This is a genomic window from Microbacterium sp. Z10_103 (genome assembly GCF_058310455.1).
Genome location: NZ_JBZEGK010000001.1, coordinates 1,670,516 through 1,694,379, shown reverse-complemented (window position 1 = coordinate 1,694,379; position 23,864 = coordinate 1,670,516). Strand labels below are relative to the sequence as shown.

Genomic DNA, 23,864 nt, shown 5'->3' with positions numbered 1-23,864 from the left:
GTTCTCGCGGTTCACGGCGGGGTCAGGGGGTGCGGAGGAGCGCCCACCAGATCAGCAGCAGCGTCACGCCGAAACCGGCGATCTGGTTCACCCACAGGAACCGGCGCCATCCTGCCGTCGCGTGGTCGGCAGTGGCGTCGGAGACCGAGCGGTAGGGCCACACGACGACGAGATACGGCACGACCAGCAGCGCCGCGAGCGGGCCGGGCCACGCCGTTCCGAACATGGTGAGCCCCGCCAGCACGTAGCACGTCAGGGCGAAGCGCACGGTCCATCGCGCTCCGCGGGCCGTCGCGATCGAGGAGATTCCCGCGGCGCGGTCGGCGGCGACATCCTGCACCGCCCCGAAGGCGTGCGACGCGACCCCCCAGAGGGCGAACGCCACGACGATCGCGACCAGTTGTGCCGTCCACGTGGCGCCGGCGAGCACGAGCCCGTACACGGCGGGGGAGAAGAAGTGGATGCTGCTGGTGACGGAGTCGGCGAAGGGCCTCTCCTTCAACCGCAGCGGTGGGGCGGAGTAGAACACGACGAAGAAGAGACTGGCCGCCAGGACGAGCCACGACAGCGGGTCGCCCAGGAGGACCAGAGCCGCCACGAACGGAACGCACGTGACCGCCGCGGCCCACAGGGTGATGCGGTGCATCCGCCGGTCGAGGACGGCGCCGTGCGCGCCGCCCTTGCGCGGGTTCCGAAGGTCGGATTCGTAGTCGAACACGTCGTTGATGCCGTACATCGCGAGGTTGTACGGCACGAGGAAGAAGACGGTGCCGATGAGCAGCGCGACGTCGATGCTCTGGGCCGTGAGCAGGTACGCCGCCGCGAAGGGGTAGGCCGTGTTGATCCAGCTCACCGGTCGTGAGGACACCAGGAGGTCTCGCAGCACGCGCCCCGGAGGCAATGACGAGCCGCTCACGACGGCTTCGGCGTGCGCTGCAGCAGGGTGAACACCGCGGGGAGGCCGAAGGCGGCGCACAGCGGATAGGCGAAGTCCTCGATGGGTGCCTGGCCGATGCGGAGCCCGGAAAGGTGCTCGGGCGGGTAGCTGAACAGGTCGAGCGCGATCATGACGTTGTCGAACACGGCCGTCAGCGCGAGCAGGGCGACGGCGCCCACCGCCGACGCCCGCAGCCGCGCCCCGAACCCGGGCCGGCGTGCGGAGAGGGCCGTGACGGCCGCGGTGACCAGGAGGAACGGCAGGACGAGGAGGGGGTAGGTCATGCGCGGGCCTCCCGGCGGCGGAGCATCCGCTCGGCTCCCGCCCATGCGACCAGGGCGAGGTAGGACAGGAACGCCAGGAACACGGGTTCTTCCAGCGGCAGGTGCGGGGCGAGATCGACGCCGAGAAGCAGGGTGCTTCCCCCCTTGACGAAGACACCGGTGAGGATGCCCGCGGCATCCCACAGCAGGAAGAAGGCGGTGCCGATCACCACGGCTGCCACCGTCGCGCCGGGCGCCCGCGGGCCGATCAGGCGCAGGCGCACGTCGAGGACGAGGATGCCGGCGGCGGAGAGGACGATCGCAAGGAGGTAGAGCCCGGGCACCTCACGCCTCCCTGCGCGCCGGCTCGGGAACCGGACCGGGGGAGCGGTCGCCGCGGAGACGCTTGAGGACGAGCTCGGCGGAGATGAGGCACATCGGCAGGCCGATGCCGGGCAGCGCCGACGTCCCCGCGTAGTACAGCCGGCGCACCCGGCGGGATTGGTTGCGCGGGCGGAACACCGCGCTCTGGCGGAGCGTGTGCGCGAGGCCGAGCGCATTGCCGCGCCACGAGTGGAGGTCGGCCTCGAAGTCGCCGGGGGCGATCGTGCGGCGGACGACGACCCGATCGGCCAGGTCGGGGATGTCGCACCACTGGCCGATCTGCGCGATGACACGGTCGGCGGCGGCCTCGATCGCGGCATCCCCGCCACCGTCGACGCCGCCCCGCCCGAGGCCGGGGTCGGCGGGGACCGGCACGAGCACGAACACGTTCTCGTGCCCCTCCGGGGCGACGGTGTCGTCGGTCGCGCTCGGGCGGCACACGTAGAGGGATGCCGGCGTGGGGATGCGGGGATCCGTTCCGAGGATCGCTTCGAAGTTCTCCCGCCATTGCGGGGCGAACAGCAGCGAGTGATGGGCGAGCTGGGGGAGCTCGCCACGCACTCCGAGGAGCACGAGCAGCGCGCCGGGGCTCGGGGTGCGGTCCTGCCACCACTTCTCCGGGTAGGTGCGGTCCGCCGCATCCGACAGCAGCCGCGTCTCGGTGTGGTGGAGGTCGGCGGTGGAGACGACGACATCGGCGGGGATGATCTCGCCGCTTGCCAGGCGCACGCCGTGCGTGGCGCCGTCGCGAACCAGGATCTCCTCGACCGGCGCCGAGGTGCGTACCGCGGCGCCGCGCCCGCGGGCGAGGCGATCGATTGCCGCGATGACGGTCGTGAAGCCCCCGCGCGGGTACCGGACGCCGTCGTCCATGTCGAGGTGGCTCATCAGGTGGTAGAGGCTCGGGACACCGTACGGCGAGCCGCCCAGGAACACGGCGGGATACTCCAGGATCTGGCGGAGGCGCGGGGAGGTGAAGCGCGTCTCGACGTGCCGGGCGAGCGTGCGGGTGAGAAGCGGCAGTAGCCGGGGGAGACGCCGCAGGAGCGCCGGATCCCGGAGCCCTGCGGTGGTCGTGTAGGGGTCGTAGAGGAATCGGTTCACCGCCAGCTCGTACGCATCGGCGGCGGAGTCCAGGTACGCGTCCAAACGCGGCCCGGCGCCCGGCTCGACGGATTCGAACAGCGCGGTGGCCGCATCCCGACCCGACACCACGTCCAGGGGCGGGATTCCGTCCGCACCGAACACCCGGTAGGCCGGGCGCAACGGCACCAGGTCGAGCTGCTCGGCGGCGCTCGTGCCCAGCAGGGCGAAGAAGTGGTCGAAGACCTCGGGCATGAGATACCAGCTCGGGCCGGTGTCGAAGCGGAATCCGTCCCGCGCCCACGAGCCCGCGCGGCCGCCGAGCTCCGCACGCGCTTCGCACACGGTGACCTCATGCCCCTCGGCGGCGAGCAGCGCAGCGGTCGCCAGGCCCGCGATCCCGCCTCCGACGACGACCGTCCGCGTCACCGTCGCCGCTCCCGCGGACGCGCGGTGACCGCTGCGCGCAGCGTGAGAGCGGCCTTCACGGGGTCAGGAACCCGCAGGCGGCGTCCTGACGCCGCCTGTGAACGGCGCAGACGCCGAGAGAGCTCGGCGAAGAGGTCGTGCGCGGTCGAGACGGCCCGGCGGCAGTCCCGCGGCAGCCGGGGGATCACCGCTGCGGCGGCGGCCAGATCGGCGTCGATACGGTCGAGCACCTCGGTGCGGCCGTTGCCGGTCGTCGCCCCCGACAGATAGTCGCGTCCGAGCCGCCCGGCGTCGTCGTCGAGATCGCGGAGGAAGTTGACGTCTTGGAAGGCCGCGCCCAGGCGGCGGGCGCCTCCCGCGAGGTCGGGGGGAGCGGGGAGCGGATGGGGGGAGCCGGCGTTGAGGAACACCTGCAGGCACATCAGGCCCACCACCTCGGCCGACCCGTAGACGTAGGCGTCGTGCGACCCGGCGTCGTGGGCTGTCGTGTCGATGTCGGTGCGCATCGAGGCGAAGAACGGGGCGGTGAGGTCGGCCCCGATGCCGCACGCCCGCGCCGTGCGCGCGAAGGCATGCACGACGAGATTGGCGCTGAAGCCGCGCTCGATGGCCTCGAGCGTCTCCTGCTCGAGGGAGTCGAGCACCTCGCGCTCACGGGTGCGACTCAGCCCCGCGTCGGCGGCCGGGCCGTCCACCACCTCGTCCGCGACGCGGACCAGCGCGTAGACGTTCCGCACGTGCGGCCGCACGCGCGGGCCGAGCAGGCGGCATGCGAGAGCGAACGAGGTCGAGTAGCGGGCGATGACTGCGGCCGCCGCATCCTCCGCCGTGCGGTCGTACAGCGCCAGCCCTGTGGGGGAGTGGCTCACGGCACGCGCTCCCGCACGCCCTCGACCAGGTCGAGGAGCATCGCGCGGCAGTCGCCGGGCAGAGCGGGGTCCCTCGCGGTGCGGCGCGCGTCATCGAGCGTCTCGCCGACGAGCAACTCCACGCGCTGCCGCGCACCGGATGCGGCGAGGGCGGTCTGGGCGGCGCGGACGGCGACGGGACCCGTGTGTGCACGGGCCAGTGCGTCGCTCACCTCCGGCCAGCGTTCGCTTTCGCGGGCCAGGGCGATGAGCGGAGTGCGCTTGGCCTCCCGGAGGTCGCCACCCTCGGACTTGCCGGCGACGGTGGCGGTACCGAACGCGCCGATGAGATCGTCCACCAGCTGGAATGCCAGCCCCAGCTGGAATCCGAATCGGCCGAGCACCGCGCGGCTGGCCGACGGTGCGCCGGCGAGGACTGCTCCGGCCTTCAGAGGTGCCGAGAAGGAGTACACCGCCGTCTTGTTCGCCGTGGCGAGGAGAATCGCCTCGGATGCCACCCCCGCGTCGGCGATCACGGCGTTCTCGACGTCGGCGAGCTCCCCCGACGCCGAGACGACGACGGCTTCGTCGACGAGCGCCATCAGCTCGGCGCGGACCCCGGAAGGGACGTCGGCCAGTGCCACGAGCCGGATGGCCTCGTGCAGCAGCAGATCGCCGGCCAGGATGGCCGCGGCATCCCCGAGCAGCGACGCGCCCGCGGCATCCGCCCCCCGGGCCTGCGCCCGTGCGCGGAACTCGCCGCCGATGTTGAGGACACCCCGCCGATGCGTGTCGTGGTCGATCACGTCATCGTGCACCACGAACGCCGTGTGCAGCAGCTCGAACGCCGCCGCCAGCTGGTACACCGCGCGCTCGTCGCCCGCCGCGCCGAGGGTTTCGTAAGCGGACACGACGAGCGTGGGACGGAAGCGCTTGCCGCCGGCCGATGCGCGCCGGATGGCGGTGGCCAAGGCACCGGCGGAACCGTCGAGCTGCGCCATCCGCCCCTCCAGACGCTGCAGCGCGATATCGATGGCGTCGTCGATCGCCTCGCGGGTGGCCGGCGCGGCGCGCAGCGTGATCATGAGGCGCGGCGTCGCTGTTGCCGAGGTGCGCCGAAAAGGCGCAGCTGCTCGGCTTGCAGGACGAGCCACGGGCTGAAGGCCCACGGGGTGGCATCGAGGGCGGTGGCGAGATCGGTCGGGTCCACCCATTCCGCGTCCGCGACTTCGAGTGGGTTGAGCTCCGGCTCTTCCGAGGTCCGCGCGGTGTACACGGGGCAGATCTCGTGCTCCACGATCCCGGTGGCGTCGATCGCGCGATACCGGAACAGCGGCAGGGCGAGGTCGATCTCCGTCAGCGTCAGACCGAGCTCGTGCGAGGCGCGACGGCGCACGGCCGAGATCACGGGTTCGGCCGGACGAGGGTGCCCGCAGAAGGAATTGCTCCACACCCCGGGCCACGTGGCTTTCCCCAGCGCGCGCCGGGTGACGAGCACCTGCCCGGCGTCGTTGACGACGTGGCACGAGAACGCGAGATGCAAAGCGGTGTCAGTACCGTGCACACTGCTCTTCGGGGCTGTTCCGATCTCCTGGCCGTCGTCGTCCAAAAGAACGACATACTCGGTTTCGATCATCGCGCCTCCATTTTGCTAGTTTAGCTAGCGAGTGGCCACGACTATACAAGCGGAGGGAGGGAGTGTCCATCTTGTCGCAACCTGCGCAGGCACCTGGTACAAGACGCGAGACGATCACGGCGACGCTGTTCGCCGTGCGTGCCTTCAGTGACGCCATGGACCGCATGCACAGTGGCATGAAGGGCGACATGGACATGAACGCGACCGACCTCGCGGCGCTGCGGATGCTCATCGTCCGCGAGCAGCGGGGGGAGACGGTGAGCCCTCACGAGGTCGCGCGGCACCTGCGGATCTCCACGGCATCCACGACCAAGCTCCTGGACCGGCTCACCGCGACGGGTCATCTGGAGCGGCGGCCCCATCCCCGTGACCGTCGCGCGCGCATCGTGGTGTTGACCGAGCGCACGAGGCGCGAGTTCTTCCAGCATTTCGGCGCCCACCTGGAGTCGATGCGCGCGGTCGCGGCGGACTACAGCGACGAGGAGCTCGCCGTCATCGCTCGCTTCCTGGGCGAGATCGCCGAGGCCGTCGATCCCCGTTAGTCCACCGAGAATCCATGAGCGCGGCGATCAGGCGCGCGAGCGGAGGGCGGGCTTGTCCGACAACCGGATCTCCTTCATGAAGAAGGCGACGACGAAGCCCACCACCCCGAGCGGCACGAGAAGCCAGAACGAGGGCGCCAGCGCGTCGGCGTACGCCGTGACCACGGCATCGCGCAGATCTGTCGGCAGCGTCTCGACGGCGGCCGGAGTGAGCGACGAGGCGCCGAAGCCGGAGGGGATGTCGGATGGCGGGACGTTGCGGGTCGCCTCGCTCAGCGTGGTCGTGAGCCGTGTGGTGAAGGCGGCGGAGAAGATGCTGGTACCCGCGGCGGCGCCGATCTCGCGGAGGAAGTTGTTCGTCGACGTCGCCACGCCCACCTGGTCGGGGGAGACGGCGTTCTGGGCGGCGATCACGATCGTCTGGAGCACCAGGCCGAGCCCGAGCCCCAGAACGAAGATCATGGCGCCGAACAGCACCGTGGACATTCCGCCGGTGATCTGGGTGAGCCAGGCCAGGCCGGCGGTGGCGAGCGCCATCCCGGCGATCGGATATACCTTGTACCGTCCGGTGCGGGTGATGAGCCGGCCCGAGACCAGCGAGCTGATCATCAGCCCCGCCGTCATCGGCAGCATCAGCAGGCCGGATGCCGTCGCTCCGACGCCCTCCGACATCTGCAGGAAGGTCGGCAGGAACGACAGCGCAGCGAACATCGCCATGCCCAGCACGAGGGCGATGAGCGCGGCCACCGTGAAGGTGCGGCTGCGGAACAGCTGCAGCGGCACGATCGGGTCGGCCGCGCGGGACTCGATCCAGAGGAAGCTGCCGAGCGCGGCCAGGGTCACCGCGGTCAGGGCCAGAAGCCAGGGGTCGCGCCAGTCGTAGCCGGCTCCGCCGGTGAGCGAGTTCCAGCTGGTGAGGAAGACGATCCCCGCGGTCGTGGTCGCCAGGAGCAGGGCGCCCCGCACGTCGAAGCGTCGCGCCGGTCGACGGGAGGGGAGCTTCAGGGCGAACCACGCGATCGCCAGGGCGATGATCGCGACGGGGACATTGGTCCAGAAGCACCACCGCCACCCGGGGCCCTCCGTGAACCAGCCGCCCAGCAGCGGCCCCGCGACGGTGGCGATGCCGAACACCGCGCCCATCGGACCCATGAACTTACCGCGGTCGCGCGGCGAGACGATGTCGGCGATGGTCGCCTGCGACAGGATGACGAGCCCGCCGGCGCCCAGGCCCTGCACGGAGCGCCAGACGATGAGCTCCGCGAAGGAACCCGCCAGCGCCGAGCCGGTGGAGCCCACCAGGAACAGCGAGATCGCCAGCAGAAACGGCACGCGGCGACCGAACAGATCGCCCGTCTTGCCGTAGATGGGCATCACGATCGCGATCGCGAGCAGATACGCCGTGACGACCCAGCCCTCGCCTTCGGCCGCACCCAGATCGCCGACGATCGTGGGCAATGCCGTGCCGACGATCGACTGATCGAGAGCGGAGAGGAACATCGCGGCCAGCAGCGCGCCGAAGATCACACCAACGCGGCGGCGGGACATGCCGACGTCGGGCGCATCATCAGTCGCTGGGGAGGTGCTCACACCGACGTGACTACACGACGTCACGGCGCGCGGTAACCCCTGGCGCATCACTGCAGGGAAGTGCAGCGGCCCCCGGCGGGCGGCAGGTGCGCAGCCGAGCCCGGTCAGGCAGAGAGAAAGGCCCCGGATCAGATCCGGGGCCTTTATTGTTGCGGGGACAGGATTTGAACCTGCGACCTCTGGGTTATGAGCCCAGCGAGCTACCGAACTGCTCCACCCCGCGGCACATCACCAGCCTAGCACGGTCCGTCGGAGTGCCTCACCGGGCGGACGTCGTGGTTGCCGTTCGAGCGCGGTGTCGGAAGGATTCGGACATGAGCAGGGACAACGGGGCCGAAGCGAAGGATGACACCTCTCAAGGTCGCGACGAGACGCCCGCCGAGCGGGCTGATCGCAACTGGAACGACGTGCTGCAGGAGCTGCGGGTCCTGCAGACCGGCACGCAGATCCTGACCGGATTCCTCCTCGCCCTGGCCTTCCAGCCGGCCTTCGCCGACCTCGACCGCGGGCAGCGCGTGTTCTATCTCGCGCTGGTGGTGCTGTCGGCGCTCAGTGCGATCGTGGCCCTCGCCCCGGTGGCGCTGCATCGCTTCCTGTTCCGCCAGCACGCCAAGGCCTCGGTCGTCCGGTATGGCCACCGGGCACTGCTGCTTGCGTTGATCACCGTGTCGCTTCTGCTGGCGGGAGTGGTCGCGTTCGTGTTCGATGTCGTGGTCGGCTGGGGTGCGGCGGTCGCCGCGTCCGCCGCCCTGGCCGCCCTGATCCTCGTACTGTGGGTGGTGGTGCCGGTGACGATCCGCCTCCGGCTCGAGGGAGATGAGGACGGATGAGCGTGGATTCGGTCGGGGTCGCTGTCGCGCAGTTCGCGCCCACGGCTTCGGTGGCGGCGAACCTGGACGTCATCGGGTCTCTGGTCGCGCGGGCAGCGTCGCGGGGAGCGCGCGTGGTGCTCTTCCCGGAGTACTCCAGCTACTTCCTCGACCCGTTCGACGCGTCGCTCTCCGCGAACGCCCAGACGGTTCACGGTCCCTTCGTCTCGGCACTGATCGGTCTGGCCGATGAGCACGATGTCACGATCGCCGCCGGTCTGCTCGAGCGTGCGGACGACGACGCCCGCGTGCGGAACGCCGTCGTCGCGGTCGACCGGACGGGCCTCCTCGCCACCTACCGCAAGCTGCACCTGTACGACGCGTTCGGCCAGCGGGAGTCGGACTGGGTGCAGCCGGGAGAGATCGCTCCGCCGCAGACGTTCACGGTCGACGGGATGCGGTTCGGGCTGATGACCTGTTACGACCTGCGCTTTCCCGAGGTCGCCCGCGTCCTGGCCGATGCCGACGTAGAGGTGGTGCTCGTGGCGGCCGAGTGGGTGCGGGGGCCGCTGAAGGAGCACCACTGGCGGACGCTGCTTCAGGCACGTGCCATCGAGAACACGCTCTTCGTGGCGGCAGCCGATCATCCACCGCCCCTCGGCGTCGGGAACTCCCTCATCGTCGACCCGCAGGGAGTCGTGGCCGCAGGGGTCGGGACCAGCACCGATGTGGCGGTCGCGCATTTGGACCGCGAGGCGGTGGAGCGCGTGCGGCGGGTCAACCCTGCGCTGAAGCTCCGCCGGTTCCGGGTCGAGCCGGCCTGACGCAGCCGCGGCTACTCAGGCTCGGAGACTCGCCAGCCGGGAGGCGGCGTCCTCGAGAACATCGGTCCGCTTGCACGCGGCGAACCTCACCAGGGTGCGGTAGCGGTCCCGGTGAGCGGATGTCGCAAAGGCCGTGAGGGGGATGCCCACGACGCCCGCTCGCTGGGGGAGGGTGCGGCAGAACTCGTCGGCGTCGGCCGCACCGACGGGCGCAGCATCCGCCACCGTGAAGTAGGAGCCACTGGGCACCGATACCGCGAAGCCTGCGGCGCGCAGACCGGCGCCCAGCAGGTCGCGCTTCCCCCGCAGCGTGGCGGCGATCCCGGTGAAGAAGGCGTCCGGGAGACGCAGACCGGTGGCCACGGCGGGCTGGAAGGGGCTGCCGTTGACATACGTGAGGAACTGTTTGACCGCGAGCACGGCCGACACGAGCTCCGCCGGGCCGGTGACCCAGCCGATCTTCCATCCCGTGACGGAGAACGTCTTGCCGGCCGAGGAGATCGAAATCGTGCGTTCCCAGGCACCCGGAAGCGTCGCGATCGGCACGTGCGGAGCGTCGAACACGAGGTGCTCGTACACCTCATCCGTGACGATCACCGCGTCATGGCGTTCGGCCAGTTGGACGATGCGCTCGAGAACCTCCCGCGAGAACACCGAACCGGTGGGATTGTGCGGGTCGTTCACCAGGATGACGCGGGTGCGGTCGGTGACGGCAGCCGCGAGTTCGTCGAGGTCGGGCTGGAAGTCCGGCCAGCGCAGCGGTACAGGCACGAGCCGCGCCCCGGCCAACGCCACGCAGGCGGCGTACGAGTCGTAATAGGGCTCGAACACCACCACCTCGTCGTCCGGGCCGTCAAGGAGAGCCAGGAGCGAGGCGGAGAGCGCCTCCGTCGCACCGGCGGTGACCAGGACATCGCGCTCGGCATCGAGCCGCAGGCCGTAGAAGCGCTCCTGATGCTCGGCGATCGCCCGCCGGAGGTCGGCTGTGCCGCGCCCGGGCGGATATTGGTTTACGCCCTGAGCGATCGCTTCCCGGGCCGTCTCCAGCACCACGCCCGGTCCATCCTCATCCGGGAAGCCCTGGCCAAGGTTGATGGCACCGGTTCTGGCCGCAAGAGCGCTCATCTCGGCGAAGATGGTCGGTACGGTCGACCCGTCCGGTGCCCTCAGACCGGCACCCTCGGCGGCACGCCGCCAAGCTCCGGGAATGTCTCGCATCCCCCTCACGCTAGTCGCATAGACGGATCCCGGTCGGACCATAGAAAACGCACAGCAACCGACGTCACGCTGGATATTGCTTGGCAGAAGGAGCAACCATGAGCGACAACCAGGGCGAGCGGCCCTCAGAGAACGTCCCGGCATCCTCGCCGCAGGACGGCTCTCCCACGCCCGCACAGACCAACAGCAGTGCCGCAGAGGCGCCGCACACCCCGGAGACCCCGGAACAGAGCCTCGCAACCGAGACGTCCACGACGCCTCCCGGCTCGACACCCGTGCCACCGCATCCCGGTCCCGTCCCGACGCGCGCCGCGTCGACGGGCGCAGGGTGGGGTACGGCCGGCGAACAACCCCCCACCCGCTTCGGACCCGGACAGTACGCCGGCCCCGCGCGACCCGCGTACGCGGGTCAGCCCGGCGGGTACGCGTATGGTTCCGCCCCCGCCCCGGCGGCGCAGCCCGCCGCAGTGCCGGCGGCCCAGAATGAGGCGGAGTCCCGCAAGAAGTCCGGTGCCGGCAAAGTCGTCGGTCTGATCGTCGCTGCCGCCCTCGTCGGCGGTGCCGCAGGGCTCGGTGGCAGCTACGCCGGACTTGCTCTGTGGGGCGGCGAGGACTCTGCGCTGGTCGCAGGTCCGGGAACGATCACCATCAACGACACCGACGACGTGAACCAGACCGCCGCGATCGCGGCCAAGGTGGTGCCCAGCGTCGTCACCATCAGCGCGAGCACCGGCGAGGGGGGCGGAACCGGGTCAGGCGTCGTGCTCAGCGAGGACGGCTACGTCGTGACCAACACCCACGTCGTGACGCTGGACGGCCAGAGCGCTGACGCGCAGATCACCGCCACGACCTCGGACGGGCGTGTCTACGACGCCGAGATCATCGGCACCGACCCCATCTACGACCTCGCGGTGATTCAGCTCCAGGATGCGTCGGGGCTCACGCCGATCGAATTCGCCGACTCGAACGACCTGAACGTCGGTGACGAGGCGGTCGCGATCGGTGCGCCGCTGGGACTGTCGAACACCGTCACCACCGGAATCATCAGCGCCCTCAACCGCTCGATCCAGGTGGCCTCTGCGGCCGCACCGGACGACGGCGAAGACGGGGGCGATGCGGAGACACCGGGCCAGGAGGGGCCGTTCTTCTTCGACTTCGGTCAGGGAGAGCAGCAGCCGGGGTCGACGGAGAGCATCAGCATCTCCGTCATCCAGACGGACGCCGCCATCAACCCGGGCAACTCCGGCGGGGCGCTCGTCGACTCTCAGGGACGACTGATCGGCATCAACGTCGCCATCGCCTCGGCGGGCGGCTCGTCCAGCGGACAGGCCGGCAACATCGGGGTCGGTTTCGCGATCCCCTCGGACGTCGCCAAGCGCGTGGCGGACGAGATCATCGAGGACGGCGCGGCGACCCACGGTCTCCTCGGCGCCCAGGTCCAGGCCGCCTCCGCGGTCGAGGACGCCGAGACCGCCGGCGCATACATCGCCGAGGTGGTCCCCGGAGGCGCAGCCGAGCAGGCGGGGCTTCGCGAAGGCGATGTCGTCATCGAGTTCGATGGCAAGCCGATCACCAACTCGACGGATCTCACGGCGCAGGTTCGTGCCCTCGCCGCCGGCTCGGACGCGACCCTGACGTATGTCCGCGATGGTGAGTCGCGCACCGCCGATGTCACCCTCGGGGAGCTCGGTTCGTAGCGCTCCCGGCACGGACGCCACCCCGCGATAGGCTCGCGGGGTGGCGTCCTTCTCGTTCGGTGCGGGAAATGCGCGGAAGCTCCTGAGCATCCCGATCTACGCACTGGGCCGCCTCGCTACCGCCCTCATTCCGCGCACGCGCGACGAGTGGGTGTTCGGATGCGCCGTGGGCATCGCCGACGGCGCTCTCGCGCTGTGGGAGCAGGCCGCTTCCGCCGGGGAGCGTGCCGTCTGGCTGGTCGCGACCGACGACGAAGCGCGGGAGGCCGACCGGCGGGGTATCCCGCACGTGCGCAAAACGGGCTTCCGCGGGTTCTGGCGCACCGCGCGGGCACGTGTCATCGTCGTCACGCACGGATTCGGCGACGTCAACCGGTACGGCGTCTCCGGCGCCCTCGTCGTGCAGTTGTGGCACGGTATCCCGCTCAAGCGCATCGGTCTGGACTCCCCGGAGACGCTCCGGAGCCGCATCCTGCCGAGTTCCCGCCTCGTGCGCGGGGTCCTCCGACGCATGTATGCGGCCGCGACGAGCCGCATCCGGATCCTGCCGGCGGCCTCGCACCTGGTGCGCGGCCGGCTCGAATCGGCGTTCGGGCTGCCCAGCGCGTGCGTACCGGTCACGGGAGAACCCCGGGTGGACGTGCTCTCCCGCGGGACGGCCGGCCAGCGGCGCGCCGCCGCAGCCGTCGCCCTCCGTGACGCGGTCGGCCCGATCGGTGCGGGCACCCGCGTCGTGCTCTATGCGCCCACGTGGCGCGACGGCGAGCCCGACCCGGCGGTTCCGACGCCCGCGGAGTGGCGGACCATCATCGACGTGCTGGAGCGATTCCAGGCGGTGCTGCTGGTCCGTTCGCATCCACTCGGCGCGGGGGAGTACCGTCCGCCGTTCGATACCGATCGCGTCCGCGCGGTGGGGAGCGACGTCGTGCGCGACGTCACCCCGCTCCTGCCCGGCATGGACGTCCTCGTGACCGACTACTCCTCGCTGGCCTTCGACGCTGCGCTCGTGCCCCTCCCCGTCCTGTATCTCGCCCCGGATCTGGACGCGTACCGCGCTCGACGGGGGCTTTACGGGCGGTACGCGGATGTCGCGGGCCCGGACTGGGCGGATTCCTGGAGTGTCCTGTGCGGGCAGCTGGAGGCCGTGCTGCAGGATCCGAGTGAGCGGTTGGACCGCTCGTTCGCTCTGAGCGAACGCATTCACGCCTTCCGTGACGGCCGTAATGCCGAGCGCGTCTACGAAGCCATCCGCGCCGCCGTCGGCGCGAGAGAGAGAGTCTCATGACCCACGCCCGTTTCCTCGTGCGCGACGATGGCGTCGCGACGCTGGAAGTGTCCGGCAACGGCGAACGGCCGGACGCGGTGACCCTGGTCGGTCGGCGCGCGCGCGCCGAGGGGCGCCTCAGCGAAGACGGCGGGACGTGGCGCGCGGTGATCGAGCTGCGTGCCTCGCGCTGGGGCGGCCCGCCGTTACCGCTCCCCGGCGGCGAATACGCGCTGACGATCGAGCCGGGGGAGGCGACGGATGCGGGTCTGCCGCAGGATCACGTCCCGATCACGTTGCTCGGGACGCTGCGCGCGTCGTGGGACGGTACGCGGGCGCGCATCGGGCCACCCGTCAACCCTGTGTACGACTCCGGAGAGGGGCAGGCCGCCCTCGAGCGCCGGTACGCCGCGGCCCGGGAACAACTCGAGAACGCGGTGTTCTTCGAGAGCTTCTACGGGCGCAACGCGAGCTGCAATCCCCTCGCGATCGACCGGGAGCTGGCCCGCCGCGCGCCCGGGGTGACGCGGTACTGGAGCGTCGTCGACCTCTCCGTCCAGGTCCCCGACGGCGCGATCCCCGTGGTCGAGGGAAGCCCGCAGTGGTGGCGTGCTCGCGGAGCATCCCGTCTGCTGGTGATCAACGATTGGATGCGACGCCGGTTCGCGCGCCGGCCGGGGCAGGTCGTGCTCCAGACGTGGCACGGCACTCCGCTCAAGCGACTGGCGCTGCACCGCCCCGGCTTCGACCCGCGGCGGGCAGCGGCCGTGGTCAAGGAGTCGCGGCGATGGAACGTGCTGCTGGCGCAGAACCCGTACGCCGGACGGATCCTCCGGAAGGCGTACGCCTTCTTCCGCCGCCCCATCTGGGTGGAGGGATACCCGCGGAACGACGTGCTCGTCACCGACGACGGATCGGCTACCCGGCGCGATCTCGGTATCGCCGCCGACGCTCGCGTGCTGCTCTACGCCCCGACGTGGCGGGACGACCGCGACGAGATCGTGGATTTCCTCGACCCGGCCACGCTCGCCGCCGAGCTCGGTGCGGTCGTGCTCGTCCGTGGGCACTCCCGCACCCTGCTCCCCGGGAAGGACGCCGAGGGACCGCGGGTCATCGACGTCACCGGGTTCCCCGACACGTCGCGTCTGCTGACGGCCGTGGACGCTCTCATCACCGACTACTCCTCGGTGATGTTCGACTTCAGCGTCACGGGCAAGCCGATGTACTTCCTCGTGCCCGACATGGACCACTACCGGGGCGAGCTGCGCGGTTTCTACTTCGACCTCGCCGACGCCGCACCCGGTCCGATCGTCCGCACGCAGGACGAGCTCATCGCGGCGCTGCGGAACGACGACCAGACTCCCTACGCCGACCGGTACGACCGCTGGCGACGGACCTTCAACGCCCGCGACGACGGCGGGGCCGCCGAACGGGTCGTCGCGCGCATCCTCGACCAGGGCTTCGTCTCCGGCCCCGAGTAGGGAACGCGAGACTCTGCCGCCCGGTGGTCAGGGCAGGGGGGTGTTGCGCCCGTCGAGCCGGGAGGTGTCCACGGTGTCGCGGGCGCCCGCGAGCAGCCCGGAGATGAAGCCGGCCCCCCACGACAGATGCATGGTGGGGAGGACGGCGAGAGTCCAGACCTTGTCGCGCCATCCCTTTCCGCCGCCGCGACCAGCGGCGACGCCCGCGACCAGCGCGGCGTAGGCGGCCACCGGCACGTGCACGACCGACGCGATCCGCGAGCACGCCCCGGTGGTGACCCGCGTGGCCTGCAGCATCCCCACGGCGGCGCTCAGCCCGACGGCGGCGACGAGGGCTGGGGGAGCGAAGAACCGCAGCGAGTTGCGGCGGCCGTAGCGCCGCACGAGCTCGCCGCGCCATGCCCCGGTGGCGCGGAACTGCCGTGCGAGACGAACCCAGCTCTCGCGGGGCCAGTAGATCACCGAAAGCTCGGGGTCGAACCACACGCGGTACCCGGCGCGGCGGATCCGCAGGTTGAGCTCCCAGTCCTCGCCGCGGCGGATGGACTCGTCGAACAGACCCACTTCTTCGAGCACGGAGCGGCGCATGACGCCGAGGTACGCCGACTCGGCGGGGCCCTCTTTCGTCCCGCCGTGGTACGCCCCGCCGCCGAGGCCGATGGGGGAGTTGTAGGCGCGTGCGACCGCGCGCTGAAAGGGCGTCCGCCCTTCGGCGTGCATGACGCCCCCGACGTTCGCGGCCCGCACCCGCGCGAGGGTGGCAAGGGCTCGCCGGGTGTAGTCGGGGGCGATCTCGGAGTGTGCGTCCACGCGCACGACGGTCGGATACCGCCCGGCGCGGATGGCGCGGTTCAGTCCGACGGGGATGTCGGCCGCCGGGTTGTCCACGAGCAGGATCCGCGGGTCCTCCTGTGCCAGCGCCCGGGCGATGTCGTCGGTGCGGTCGGACGAGGGTCCGAGGGCCAGGACGAGCTCGACCGGACCGGGGACGTCTTGGGCGAGCACCGTCTCCACCGCCCGGCGCAGGTACCGCTCCTCATTGAGCACGGGCATGACGAAGGTCACGCCGGCCTCCTCCGCGGGAACCGGCGCGTCCCTGCGTCCGGGTGCGGCGACATGCATCCGTCGATTCTGTCACGGCGCTGTCTGGGTACGCTGGAAGGATGCGACTGCTCAGCGACGTCCAGCTCGCGTGGGGTCTGTTCCGCAAAGGCCTGGCCAACCGGGCCGCGGCGGCGGCCGTGCGGCGGGCGCTGCAGGGCGAGGTCCCGCATCCGCCTCACCACTACCGCATCGCGGTGTACTTCGCGGATGGCGGCGTGAACATGTACCAGATGCGCCAGTGGTACAAGCCCCTCGCGCAGCTGGCCGAGCGCTGGCCTGTCGTGGTGCTGGCGCGCTCCGCGTTCGGTGCGCGGGCACTTCTGGCCGAAGACGCGCTGCCGGTGGCCTATGTGCCCTCCGTCCGCGACCTGGAGGACTTCGTTGCGGACCAGGACATTCGCGTCGTCCTGTACGTCAACCAGAACACCCGCAACTTCCAGATGTTCCGGTACGGCCACCGCTGGCACGTGTTCATCAACCACGGTGAGTCCGACAAGATGTACATGGCCACCAACCAGTTCAAGGCCTACGACTATGCCTTCGTGGCGGGCGAAGCGGCGCGGAACCGCCTTTCACGCGTCCTGTGGGACTACGACCTCGATGCCCGCACCTTCGCCATCGGCCGTCCTCAGGCCGATCACTACTCGGGAGTGCTGCCGTACACGCCCGATGACCGCACGGTCGTGCTCTACGCCCCCACGTGGGAGGGGGATCGCCCGTCCGCGCACTACGGGTCGGTCCGTACTCACGGGGAAGCGCTCGTCGCAGCGCTCCTGGCCACCGGGCAGCACCGCGTGGTGTACCGCCCGCACCCCCGTTCGGGCGTTGTGGATCCCGAGTACGGCGCGGCCAACCGGCGGATCATCGCCGCCATCGCCGCGGCCAACGGCGCCGATCCCGGAGCGCAGCACGTCTACGACGACGGCGCCGAGCTCGGCTGGCAGCTCGCCGCCGCTGATCTCGCCATCGTGGACATCTCCGCGATGGTCTACGACCGCCTCGCCGCCGACAAGCCGCTGATGATCACGCGCCCGGCCGACCCGGAGGCCGCCGTCGACACGCACGGTTACCTGTCGGCGTGCGAATGGCTGGATGCCTCCGACGCGGGGGCGGTCGTCGCCGAGTCCGAGCGGGTGCTGGCCGACCCGGAGTCGGTGGCGCGCCTGCAGCACTGGGTGCGGTACTACTTCGGAGACACCTCGCCGGGAGCGGCGACAGCGCGCTTTTCTGCAGCCATCGAGGAACTCATGGAGCGGTGGGAGCAGTGGCACACCCGGCCGGGGGCCGAGGACGACGTCGGCGACGGTGCCGAAGCCGACGTCGCCGACTGATCAGACCCCGGCGAGGCGTTCGACCGCCGCGAGGGGGATCCGCACCCAGTCCGGGCGGTTGCGAGCCTCGTACACCGTCTCGTAGAGCGCTTTGTCCAATTCGAACGCACGCAGGAGGTCGCCGTCGGCAACGACCGCGCCCGGGGTGGCCGCGTACCCGCGAAGGAAACCCTCGCGTGCCGCCTCCGCCCACGCGCGCGGGTCGACGGCAGAGGAGTCGACCGATTCCACGACATAGGCGAAGGAGCGCAGCATCCCCGCCACGTCACGAACAGTGAAGTCCGGTGCATGCCGCTCGGCCATCGGCCGCATCGGCTCACCCTCGAAGTCGAGCAGAACCCACCCGCGCCGCGGCACGTCGAGGACCTGCCCGAGGTGAAGGTCGCCGTGGATGCGCTGCAGCCGCGGCCAGTCCGCCCCGAGGGCTCGGTCGAACGCGGCGTCGATCGCGGGGACGACCGAACGCAGCGGGGGCACCGCGTCGACGGCCGCCGTCAGGCGGGTCTGCCAGCCCTCCGCTGTCCGGGCGCGGTCGCCGTCGGTGGCATCGCGTGTGGGGAACAGGCGTGCGAGCGCGGTATGCGTGTCGGCCACGGCGGCGCCGAGCCGTGCCGCCTGCTGCTGGAAGTCCACACCACCCGCCGCGGCGCGTAGCGCCACCCGCCATGCGTCTTCGACTCCCGGGAAGAACTCCTGCGCGAGCGCCAGGGACCCGGCCACGACATGTCCCTCGTCACCCGGCTGCCGCCAGACGCCGGACACCGTCCCCACCAGAGGCGGCACCGACCGAGCGCCGGCTTCGGACAGCGCGGACTGCAACTCGATGTCGGGATTGAGGCCCGCGTGCACCTGGCGGAAGATCTTGCAGATGACCGGATGCGCCGACGCGGTGCCGCGGAAGATGATGGACGTGTTCGACTGCTCGCCCTCCAGCACCGTGGCGGGGAGGGTGTGCGGCCAGTGACCGTGGCGGGAGGCCGGTTCGCCGTAGAGCGGGCCATCCACCCCGCCGACTCGACCGCCGCGCGTGACCCAGGCGAACAAGATGTCCTGGAAGGCCGGGTCGGCTGCACCATCGACCATGACCGACCCGTGGGGACGCCCGATCTCACCGGGCGCCGGTGCCGATCGCCACACGGCGGGGATCTGGTACAGCGCCGGGCTGTCGCCGCTCGTGTCGGCGACGAGGAGCACCTGGACACGAGCGTCCGGGCGACCGCCGAGGTCCCATTCGGCGATGAGCCGCAGTCGCGGCACCGCTCCCTTGTTGGCGTACCACCGCTGGCGGGGCATCCACTCGCGCAGACACGCCAGCGTGCTGTCCATGCTCCCGACGCTACCGCTCGGGGACGGTGTCGGCAGCAGGCGTCGCGTCCGTGGCTGGCGCGCCGCCATCGCCGGCCGTGTCGTGCGCGTCCGGTCGTCCCGTCCGGCCACGACGTGCGGCCCCACCGGCGCGCCGCGTGGCGCCGCCGACGGACCGTCCGGCCGTGGCGATGCCGCGCGCGGCCGTTCCGGCGGCACCGGCGATCGCGCCACCGACGCGCTGCGCACCGACGACCGCGGCGTGCTCCATGCGAAGAGTGCCGGGCCGGGGCTCGAGCTCGGCGGGAAGAACCACCGGTGCGACGCCGAACGCGCGCCGTGAGCCGACCAGGACGCGACGCCCGAGGATGTTGTTGCCGGCCCCGCCGACGGCGGCGCCGATTCCGAAGGGGAGGGCCTTGCCGATCCAGGACGCGCTGCCGCGCACCGCGAACTGATGGATGAAGGCGCGCTTCAGGCGGTCTACGACAGGCCCGACGGAGGCGCGAGGGAGGGTCTTGGTGACCATCTCACCCCAGTAGCCGGCGCGGGTCGGCCCCCGACCGGCGGCTTGTCCTGCCAGCTGGGCGACGAGGTCCACGCCCTCCTTGCCCAGCATGAGGGTCAGAACGAGCGCGCGCGCACGGTCGGGATCGTCCACGGCGATGCCGTGGACCTCGGCGATCGACTGGGCGAACAGGGCGGTCGCCTCCACGAATCCCACGGTCTCGACGCCGCTGAGCGCGAGAGTGATGCCCGTCCCGACGCCCGGGACCACGGCGGTGGCGCCGACCGCAGCGCCCCCCGCGGTGACGGTGGCGAGGTACCGACGCTCGAGGATCCGTACGAGGTCAGCGGGCGAGGCATCCGGGTGGCGCAACCGGATGCTGCGCAAGTGGGCGAGCACCGCGGGGCGCTGGATCGCCAACACGCGATCGAGCGCGCGGATGGATCGGGGATGCTCCTCGGAGCCGACTGGCGGCAGCCCGCCCGACCAGGGCGCGTCTTCGGGGAGCGAATGGATGCGGTGGACCTTGTCGCTCATCGGGGCGATCCTACGCGGAACGTCTGCGCGCGTGCCGAGCGGCTCAGACGAAGAGGTTCGCGCGCTCGAGGTCTTCGGCGAAGTCGACCTCGACCGCGTACAGGTCGGAGATGTCCATCGGCTCCAGACGCAGCCCGTCTTCGGCGATGGCGAGCTCGAGTCCGCGCTCGAAGTAGTCCTGGTCACCCACGCGGGCGAGCTGGCGCTGGAGCGCCTTCTTGTCACGGGCGGAGATGAAGTTGATTCCCACGGCCTCGCCGATGCCACCGACGACCGTCTTGGACAGCTCCTTGATGACGCCGTCCGCGCCGACGGTGTACTTCACCTCTTCGTCGCTGACCTTCGCGGTGTTGACCGTGACGAAGGACTGGTCGCGTTCGATGAGGGGCAGCGCGCGACCGAGGATGCGCGGGTCGAACACGACGTCGCCGTTCATCCACAGGACGCCGCGCTTACCGGTCTGTGCCAGCGCACGCAGGAGGCTCTTGGACGTGTTGGTCTGGTCGTAGCGCTCGTTGTACACGTAGTCCGCCTTGGGAAAGGCGTCGACGATCGTCTCGGCGCGGTAGCCGACGACGGTGAGGATCCGCGCGCCCTGACCGAAGGCCGCGTGGACGTTGTCGTGCTGCTGCTGCATGATGGTGCGACCGTCACCCAGCTCGGTGAGGGGCTTGGGAAGGCTGCGACCCAGGCGCGAGCCGAGGCCGGCGGCGAGGATGACGATCTGAGGGGACACTGTTGCTCCTGGGGGTTGGTTCACTTCCGGTTCACCGGAACGCCACTCCTTCGTGCGCCCCTCATGGTAGCGATCCAGCCTGGAAGGGTGCACAATATCGGCCACCCGTTGCCGATTCGTGATGCACCGGCTGCCGGTCTCACAGGGGAACAACAGGCCGCTGAGTCGGTGGGGCTTGATAGTTTGGACCGATGACAGCCTCGCTGCCGCTGCCTGACGACTCACCCCCGGACGTCCAGAGGCACATCGACCCGGAGGCGGCTCCGACGGCCGCGCCGCCCCAGCCCCGGACGCCTTCGCGGACGAATTCTCCCGCACGCTCGACGACCGTGTCGGGTGCCAAGCCCACGCCGGCGAACAAGCCGCCGGCGAAGAAGCCGGCGACGAAGAAGCCGGCGACGAAGAAGCCCGCGGCGAAACGACCCGCCGCCGCCCGAGCTGCCGCTCCGACCGCGGCGACAGTCAGTAAGCCGGCGAGGAAGTCCGCGGTGAACAAGCCCGCGCCGAACCCACCCGCCGCTTCTCACGCTGCCCCCACGCGGGCGGAAACCCCGGGCGCACCGACGATGGCGGATGCCACCCCGACGAGCGGGGCCGGCGCCGCCGCTCCGCAGAGCGCAGTGCCGATCCCTGGTCCGCCGCCGCTGCCCGACGGACTCGTGATCCCACCGCGGCCACCGCTGCCCCCGGTGCCGCCGCTGCCGCCGCTGCCGCCGATCGCGGTTCCCGACAGCGCGACAGAGCCGGAGCCGGAGCCTGAACTCGAGCCCGAGCCTGAGCCGGAGCCTGAACTCGAGGCTGAGCCTGAGCCGGAGGTCCTCTCCCAAGCGGTGCCGACCGAGCAGCCCGAGCCGGCGGTCCTCTCCCAAGCGGTCCCGACCGAGCAGCCCGAGCCGTACCCCGCGCCGGAGCCGGTGGGGCCCCCCGTGCACGAAGCATCTCCGGAGCATCCCGCGGAGGATGCGATCACGGCGATCCTGGACGATGCCGCGGCGGACGACGCTGTTGACGAAGCGGTTCCCGCTCTCGAGGTGCGCGGCGTGACGAAGACGTTCGGTGGGACGCTGGCGGTCGACTCGGTCGGCTTCACCGTCCCGGCGGGATCCTTCTACGGAATCGTCGGGCCCAACGGGGCAGGCAAGACCACGACGCTGTCGATGATCGCGGGTCTTCTCCGCCCCGACGAGGGGACCATCGCCATCAACGGCGTCGACTCTCGGACGCGGTCGACGCAGGCCAAGCGGGCCATGGGCGTCCTCCCCGACAGGCTCCGCACCTTCGATCGGCTCACCGGCCGCCAGTTGCTGTACTACTACGGAGTGCTTCGCGGCCTGCCCTCAGCGGTCGTGGAGCGCCGCATCATCGACCTCGCGCGCGCCTTCGATCTGGTCGACGCACTCGGGCGCTCCGTCTCGGACTACTCCACCGGCATGACGAAGAAGGTCATGCTCGCCGGGGCGATGATCCACTCGCCGCGGCTCCTCGTTCTCGACGAACCGTTCGAATCCCTCGATCCGGTGTCCAGCGCCGTGATCCTCGACATCCTGACGACCTATGTCGCGCACGGCGGCACGGTGATCCTCTCCAGCCACGGTATGGAGCTCGTTGAGCGGGTCTGCACGCGCGTGGCGGTGCTGGTGGCCGGACAGGTGCTGGCCGAGGGCACCGTCGAAGAGGTGCGGGGCGCCGGCACGCTGCAGGAGCGATTCCTGGAGCTCGCCGGTGGACATGGCGACGTGGAGGGCCTGGAGTGGTTGCACGCCTTCTCCGACTGAGACTCGCGTCGCTGCTGGGCGCGGTGCGCGGTGACCGCCGCCACGTGCTGCGGATGGCGACCGGATTCGTTCTCCTGGCCGCGGCGACTTCGGCGGCCGGCGTCGCCATCCTCAGCCTGCGCGACGCCTCCGATGCCGCGGCCCATGTCGTGACCGTGCTGGGTGGCTCGGCCATCACGCTCGGGTTCGCGGTCGCCCCGCTCGTCCTCGGCACGGTCGATCCGCTCGATCCCCGACGATTCGCGGTCCTCGGGCTCCCGCCGGCGCGCCTGGCGGGAGCGCTGGCGGTCACCGGACTGCTCAGTGTGCCGATCGCCGTCGTCCTCGTCCTCGCCGTGTGTGCCGCGGTCATGTGGCGGGCACACGGCGCGTCACCCGGGCTGGGAGCCGCCTCGGTGGTGCTCAGCGTCCTCACGTGCACCCTCCTCGCGCGTGTGAGCGAGGCGGTCGCCGCGCTGGTCGTGCGGGAGCGGCGGTCGCGCGAACTCACCGGGTTGTTCCTCGTGGGGGTCCTCGTCGTCGTCGTTCCGGTCGGTGTCTTCCTCGCCTCGCTCGAGTGGCGCGGCGCCGTTCCGGTGCAGTTGCGGGAGGCTGCCGGGATCCTCGCGGTCACACCGTTCGGGGCGGCCTGGGGGCTCCCCTCTCTGGCAGGGGGCGACCTGGCCATCGCCCTGGCCGTGGCCGTCGCCACCCCGGTCGCCCTCGCGGCGGCCTGGTTCGCGGTGGTGACGCGGATGCTGACGACTATCGAGCGGCCCGCCGCTGTGCGTGAGCGTGGAGGCCTCGGATGGTTCGCGGCGGCTCCGGGAACCCCGGGCGGAGCGGTGGCCGCACGGAGCCTCGTCTACTGGCTCCGCGACCGGCGCTACCTCGTGAACTACCTGGTCGTGCCCATCGCGGCGCTTCTCACCGTCGTCCCGCTGCTCGTTGCCGGCGTGCCGCTGGGGATCGCGGCGCTCGTGCCGGTGCCGGTACTGGCGCTGTTCTTCGGGTGGCTGCCGCACAACGATGTCGCGTACGACTCCACGGCCATCTGGATGCACATCGCCAGCGGCGTGCGGGGCGTTGCCGACCGGGTGGGACGGCTCGTCCCGATGCTTCTCATCGGCCTCCCGGTGCTCGCCATCGCGGTGTCGGTGGCGACGGCGGTGCATGGTCGATGGGCGATCCTCCCCGCGCTCGCAGGGGTGAGCGCCTCGCTTTTCCTCTCCGGGCTGGGCCTGTCGAGCATCGCCTCGGCGGCGGCGCCGTATGCGGTCTCGCACCCGGGTGACAGCCCGTTCCAACAGCCGCAGCGCACCGGCTCGGGCGCCGCGACCTCGCAGGCGCTGGTGCTGCTGGGCGCGATCGTTCTCAGTGCACCGGCCCTGTGGTGGGCATGGCTGGCCCTGACCCGTGACGTGAGCTACGCGATCGCGGCGCTGTGGGGAGGCGTGGCCGTGGGGGTGATCGTCCTGACGGCCGGCGTCGCCATCGGCGCCGCCGTGTTCGAGCGGCGTGGCGACCGCATCATGGAGTTCGCGGAAGCGTCGTGACGGGCCGGGGGAGCCCGCCCCCGGCTAC

At 71.1% G+C, this 23,864-nt stretch carries 23 protein-coding genes and 1 tRNA gene; 9 read left to right on the top strand and 15 right to left on the bottom strand.

Annotation, left to right across the window (positions count from 1 at the left end):
* Window positions 1-22: 22 nt before the first annotated feature.
* Genes AC4FS2_RS08230 through idi form a run of 7 tightly spaced genes read right to left on the bottom strand, consistent with a single transcriptional unit; the run spans window position 23 to window position 5,580 of the window.
* Window positions 23-916 (bottom strand): prenyltransferase, encoded by an 894-nt coding sequence (locus AC4FS2_RS08230; protein ID WP_491177008.1) that lies wholly within the window; start codon window positions 914-916, stop codon window positions 23-25.
* On the bottom strand, window positions 913-1,221 hold the full coding sequence (locus AC4FS2_RS08225) for a lycopene cyclase domain-containing protein (protein ID WP_491152219.1): 309 nt from the start codon (window positions 1,219-1,221) through the stop codon (window positions 913-915). Before AC4FS2_RS08225 ends, AC4FS2_RS08230 begins: the two co-directional genes overlap by 4 nt.
* Entirely contained in the window at window positions 1,218-1,544 is a 327-nt protein-coding gene (locus AC4FS2_RS08220) for a lycopene cyclase domain-containing protein (RefSeq protein WP_491152221.1), read from the bottom strand. The genes AC4FS2_RS08225 and AC4FS2_RS08220 overlap by 4 nt, the downstream gene beginning before the upstream one ends.
* A gap of 1 nt (window position 1,545) precedes the next feature.
* Window positions 1,546-3,096, bottom strand: coding sequence for a phytoene desaturase family protein (gene crtI / locus AC4FS2_RS08215; protein WP_491177006.1), 1,551 nt, complete (start codon window positions 3,094-3,096; stop codon window positions 1,546-1,548).
* Window positions 3,093-3,965 (bottom strand): phytoene/squalene synthase family protein, encoded by an 873-nt coding sequence (locus AC4FS2_RS08210; protein WP_491152225.1) that lies wholly within the window; start codon window positions 3,963-3,965, stop codon window positions 3,093-3,095. Before AC4FS2_RS08210 ends, crtI begins: the two co-directional genes overlap by 4 nt.
* A complete protein-coding gene (locus AC4FS2_RS08205) occupies window positions 3,962-5,029 on the bottom strand; it encodes a polyprenyl synthetase family protein (RefSeq protein WP_491152226.1) in 1,068 nt (355 codons plus the stop codon). Before AC4FS2_RS08205 ends, AC4FS2_RS08210 begins: the two co-directional genes overlap by 4 nt.
* Window positions 5,026-5,580, bottom strand: a complete 555-nt coding sequence (gene idi, locus AC4FS2_RS08200; protein WP_491152227.1) for an isopentenyl-diphosphate Delta-isomerase — start codon at window positions 5,578-5,580, stop codon at window positions 5,026-5,028. Before idi ends, AC4FS2_RS08205 begins: the two co-directional genes overlap by 4 nt.
* Window positions 5,581-5,735: 155 nt before the next feature.
* On the opposite strand from idi, the gene AC4FS2_RS08195 reads away from it, so the two are divergent.
* Entirely contained in the window at window positions 5,736-6,122 is a 387-nt protein-coding gene (locus AC4FS2_RS08195; RefSeq protein WP_491152228.1) for a MarR family winged helix-turn-helix transcriptional regulator, read from the top strand.
* 27 nt (window positions 6,123-6,149) lie between these two features.
* Here AC4FS2_RS08195 and AC4FS2_RS08190 read toward each other — a convergent pair whose 3' ends face one another.
* Window positions 6,150-7,712: an MDR family MFS transporter gene (locus tag AC4FS2_RS08190; protein WP_491177004.1), complete on the bottom strand. Its 1,563-nt coding sequence runs from the start codon at window positions 7,710-7,712 to the stop codon at window positions 6,150-6,152.
* A 149-nt stretch (window positions 7,713-7,861) separates the two neighbouring features.
* Window positions 7,862-7,935: transfer RNA gene (locus AC4FS2_RS08185), tRNA-Met, on the bottom strand.
* A gap of 91 nt (window positions 7,936-8,026) precedes the next feature.
* Here AC4FS2_RS08185 and AC4FS2_RS08180 point away from each other — a divergent pair.
* Both AC4FS2_RS08180 and AC4FS2_RS08175 read left to right on the top strand, forming a co-directional pair.
* Complete coding sequence (locus AC4FS2_RS08180) at window positions 8,027-8,542, top strand: DUF6328 family protein (protein WP_491177002.1); 516 nt, start codon at window positions 8,027-8,029, stop codon at window positions 8,540-8,542.
* Window positions 8,539-9,345 (top strand): carbon-nitrogen hydrolase family protein, encoded by an 807-nt coding sequence (locus AC4FS2_RS08175; RefSeq protein WP_491152234.1) that lies wholly within the window; start codon window positions 8,539-8,541, stop codon window positions 9,343-9,345. Before AC4FS2_RS08180 ends, AC4FS2_RS08175 begins: the two co-directional genes overlap by 4 nt.
* A gap of 15 nt (window positions 9,346-9,360) precedes the next feature.
* Here the strand turns inward: AC4FS2_RS08175 and AC4FS2_RS08170 are convergent, their stop codons facing one another.
* Window positions 9,361-10,563 (bottom strand): aminotransferase class I/II-fold pyridoxal phosphate-dependent enzyme, encoded by a 1,203-nt coding sequence (locus tag AC4FS2_RS08170; RefSeq protein WP_491177000.1) that lies wholly within the window; start codon window positions 10,561-10,563, stop codon window positions 9,361-9,363.
* A 98-nt stretch (window positions 10,564-10,661) separates the two neighbouring features.
* On the opposite strand from AC4FS2_RS08170, the gene AC4FS2_RS08165 reads away from it, so the two are divergent.
* From AC4FS2_RS08165 to AC4FS2_RS08155, 3 genes are read left to right on the top strand one after another with little or no spacing between them, the layout of a single operon-like run.
* Entirely contained in the window at window positions 10,662-12,260 is a 1,599-nt protein-coding gene (locus AC4FS2_RS08165) for a S1C family serine protease (protein ID WP_491176998.1), read from the top strand.
* A gap of 40 nt (window positions 12,261-12,300) precedes the next feature.
* Entirely contained in the window at window positions 12,301-13,545 is a 1,245-nt protein-coding gene (locus tag AC4FS2_RS08160) for a CDP-glycerol glycerophosphotransferase family protein (protein ID WP_491176996.1), read from the top strand.
* Entirely contained in the window at window positions 13,542-15,005 is a 1,464-nt protein-coding gene (locus AC4FS2_RS08155) for a CDP-glycerol glycerophosphotransferase family protein (RefSeq protein WP_491176994.1), read from the top strand. Before AC4FS2_RS08160 ends, AC4FS2_RS08155 begins: the two co-directional genes overlap by 4 nt.
* A gap of 27 nt (window positions 15,006-15,032) precedes the next feature.
* Here the strand turns inward: AC4FS2_RS08155 and AC4FS2_RS08150 are convergent, their stop codons facing one another.
* A complete protein-coding gene (locus AC4FS2_RS08150; protein ID WP_491176992.1) occupies window positions 15,033-16,127 on the bottom strand; it encodes a glycosyltransferase family 2 protein in 1,095 nt (364 codons plus the stop codon).
* A 41-nt stretch (window positions 16,128-16,168) separates the two neighbouring features.
* Between AC4FS2_RS08150 and AC4FS2_RS08145 the strand changes: the two genes are divergently transcribed.
* Complete coding sequence (locus tag AC4FS2_RS08145) at window positions 16,169-17,440, top strand: CDP-glycerol glycerophosphotransferase family protein (RefSeq protein WP_491176990.1); 1,272 nt, start codon at window positions 16,169-16,171, stop codon at window positions 17,438-17,440.
* On the opposite strand, the gene AC4FS2_RS08140 is transcribed toward AC4FS2_RS08145, so the two are convergent.
* The 4 genes from AC4FS2_RS08140 to AC4FS2_RS08125 form a co-directional block, all read right to left on the bottom strand.
* Window positions 17,441-18,766: a maltokinase N-terminal cap-like domain-containing protein gene (locus AC4FS2_RS08140; RefSeq protein WP_491176987.1), complete on the bottom strand. Its 1,326-nt coding sequence runs from the start codon at window positions 18,764-18,766 to the stop codon at window positions 17,441-17,443. It lies immediately after the preceding gene.
* Window positions 18,767-18,776: 10 nt separating this feature from the next.
* Window positions 18,777-19,790: a hypothetical protein gene (locus AC4FS2_RS08135; RefSeq protein WP_491176985.1), complete on the bottom strand. Its 1,014-nt coding sequence runs from the start codon at window positions 19,788-19,790 to the stop codon at window positions 18,777-18,779.
* Window positions 19,791-19,833: 43 nt separating this feature from the next.
* The gene (locus tag AC4FS2_RS08130) at window positions 19,834-20,526 is read right to left on the bottom strand and encodes a phosphocholine cytidylyltransferase family protein (protein ID WP_491152249.1); all 693 of its coding nucleotides are present in this window, start codon (window positions 20,524-20,526) and stop codon (window positions 19,834-19,836) included.
* 139 nt (window positions 20,527-20,665) lie between these two features.
* Window positions 20,666-21,022 carry a hypothetical protein gene (locus AC4FS2_RS08125; protein ID WP_491176983.1) on the bottom strand — a complete coding sequence of 119 codons (357 nt, stop codon included), beginning with the start codon at window positions 21,020-21,022 and terminating at the stop codon, window positions 20,666-20,668.
* Between AC4FS2_RS08125 and AC4FS2_RS08120 the strand changes: the two genes are divergently transcribed.
* The gene (locus AC4FS2_RS08120; RefSeq protein ID WP_491176981.1) at window positions 21,015-22,301 is read left to right on the top strand and encodes an ABC transporter ATP-binding protein; all 1,287 of its coding nucleotides are present in this window, start codon (window positions 21,015-21,017) and stop codon (window positions 22,299-22,301) included. The genes AC4FS2_RS08125 and AC4FS2_RS08120 overlap by 8 nt on opposite strands.
* Complete coding sequence (locus AC4FS2_RS08115; protein WP_491176980.1) at window positions 22,277-23,836, top strand: hypothetical protein; 1,560 nt, start codon at window positions 22,277-22,279, stop codon at window positions 23,834-23,836. The genes AC4FS2_RS08120 and AC4FS2_RS08115 overlap by 25 nt, the downstream gene beginning before the upstream one ends.
* The last annotated feature ends 28 nt before the right edge of the window (window positions 23,837-23,864 follow it).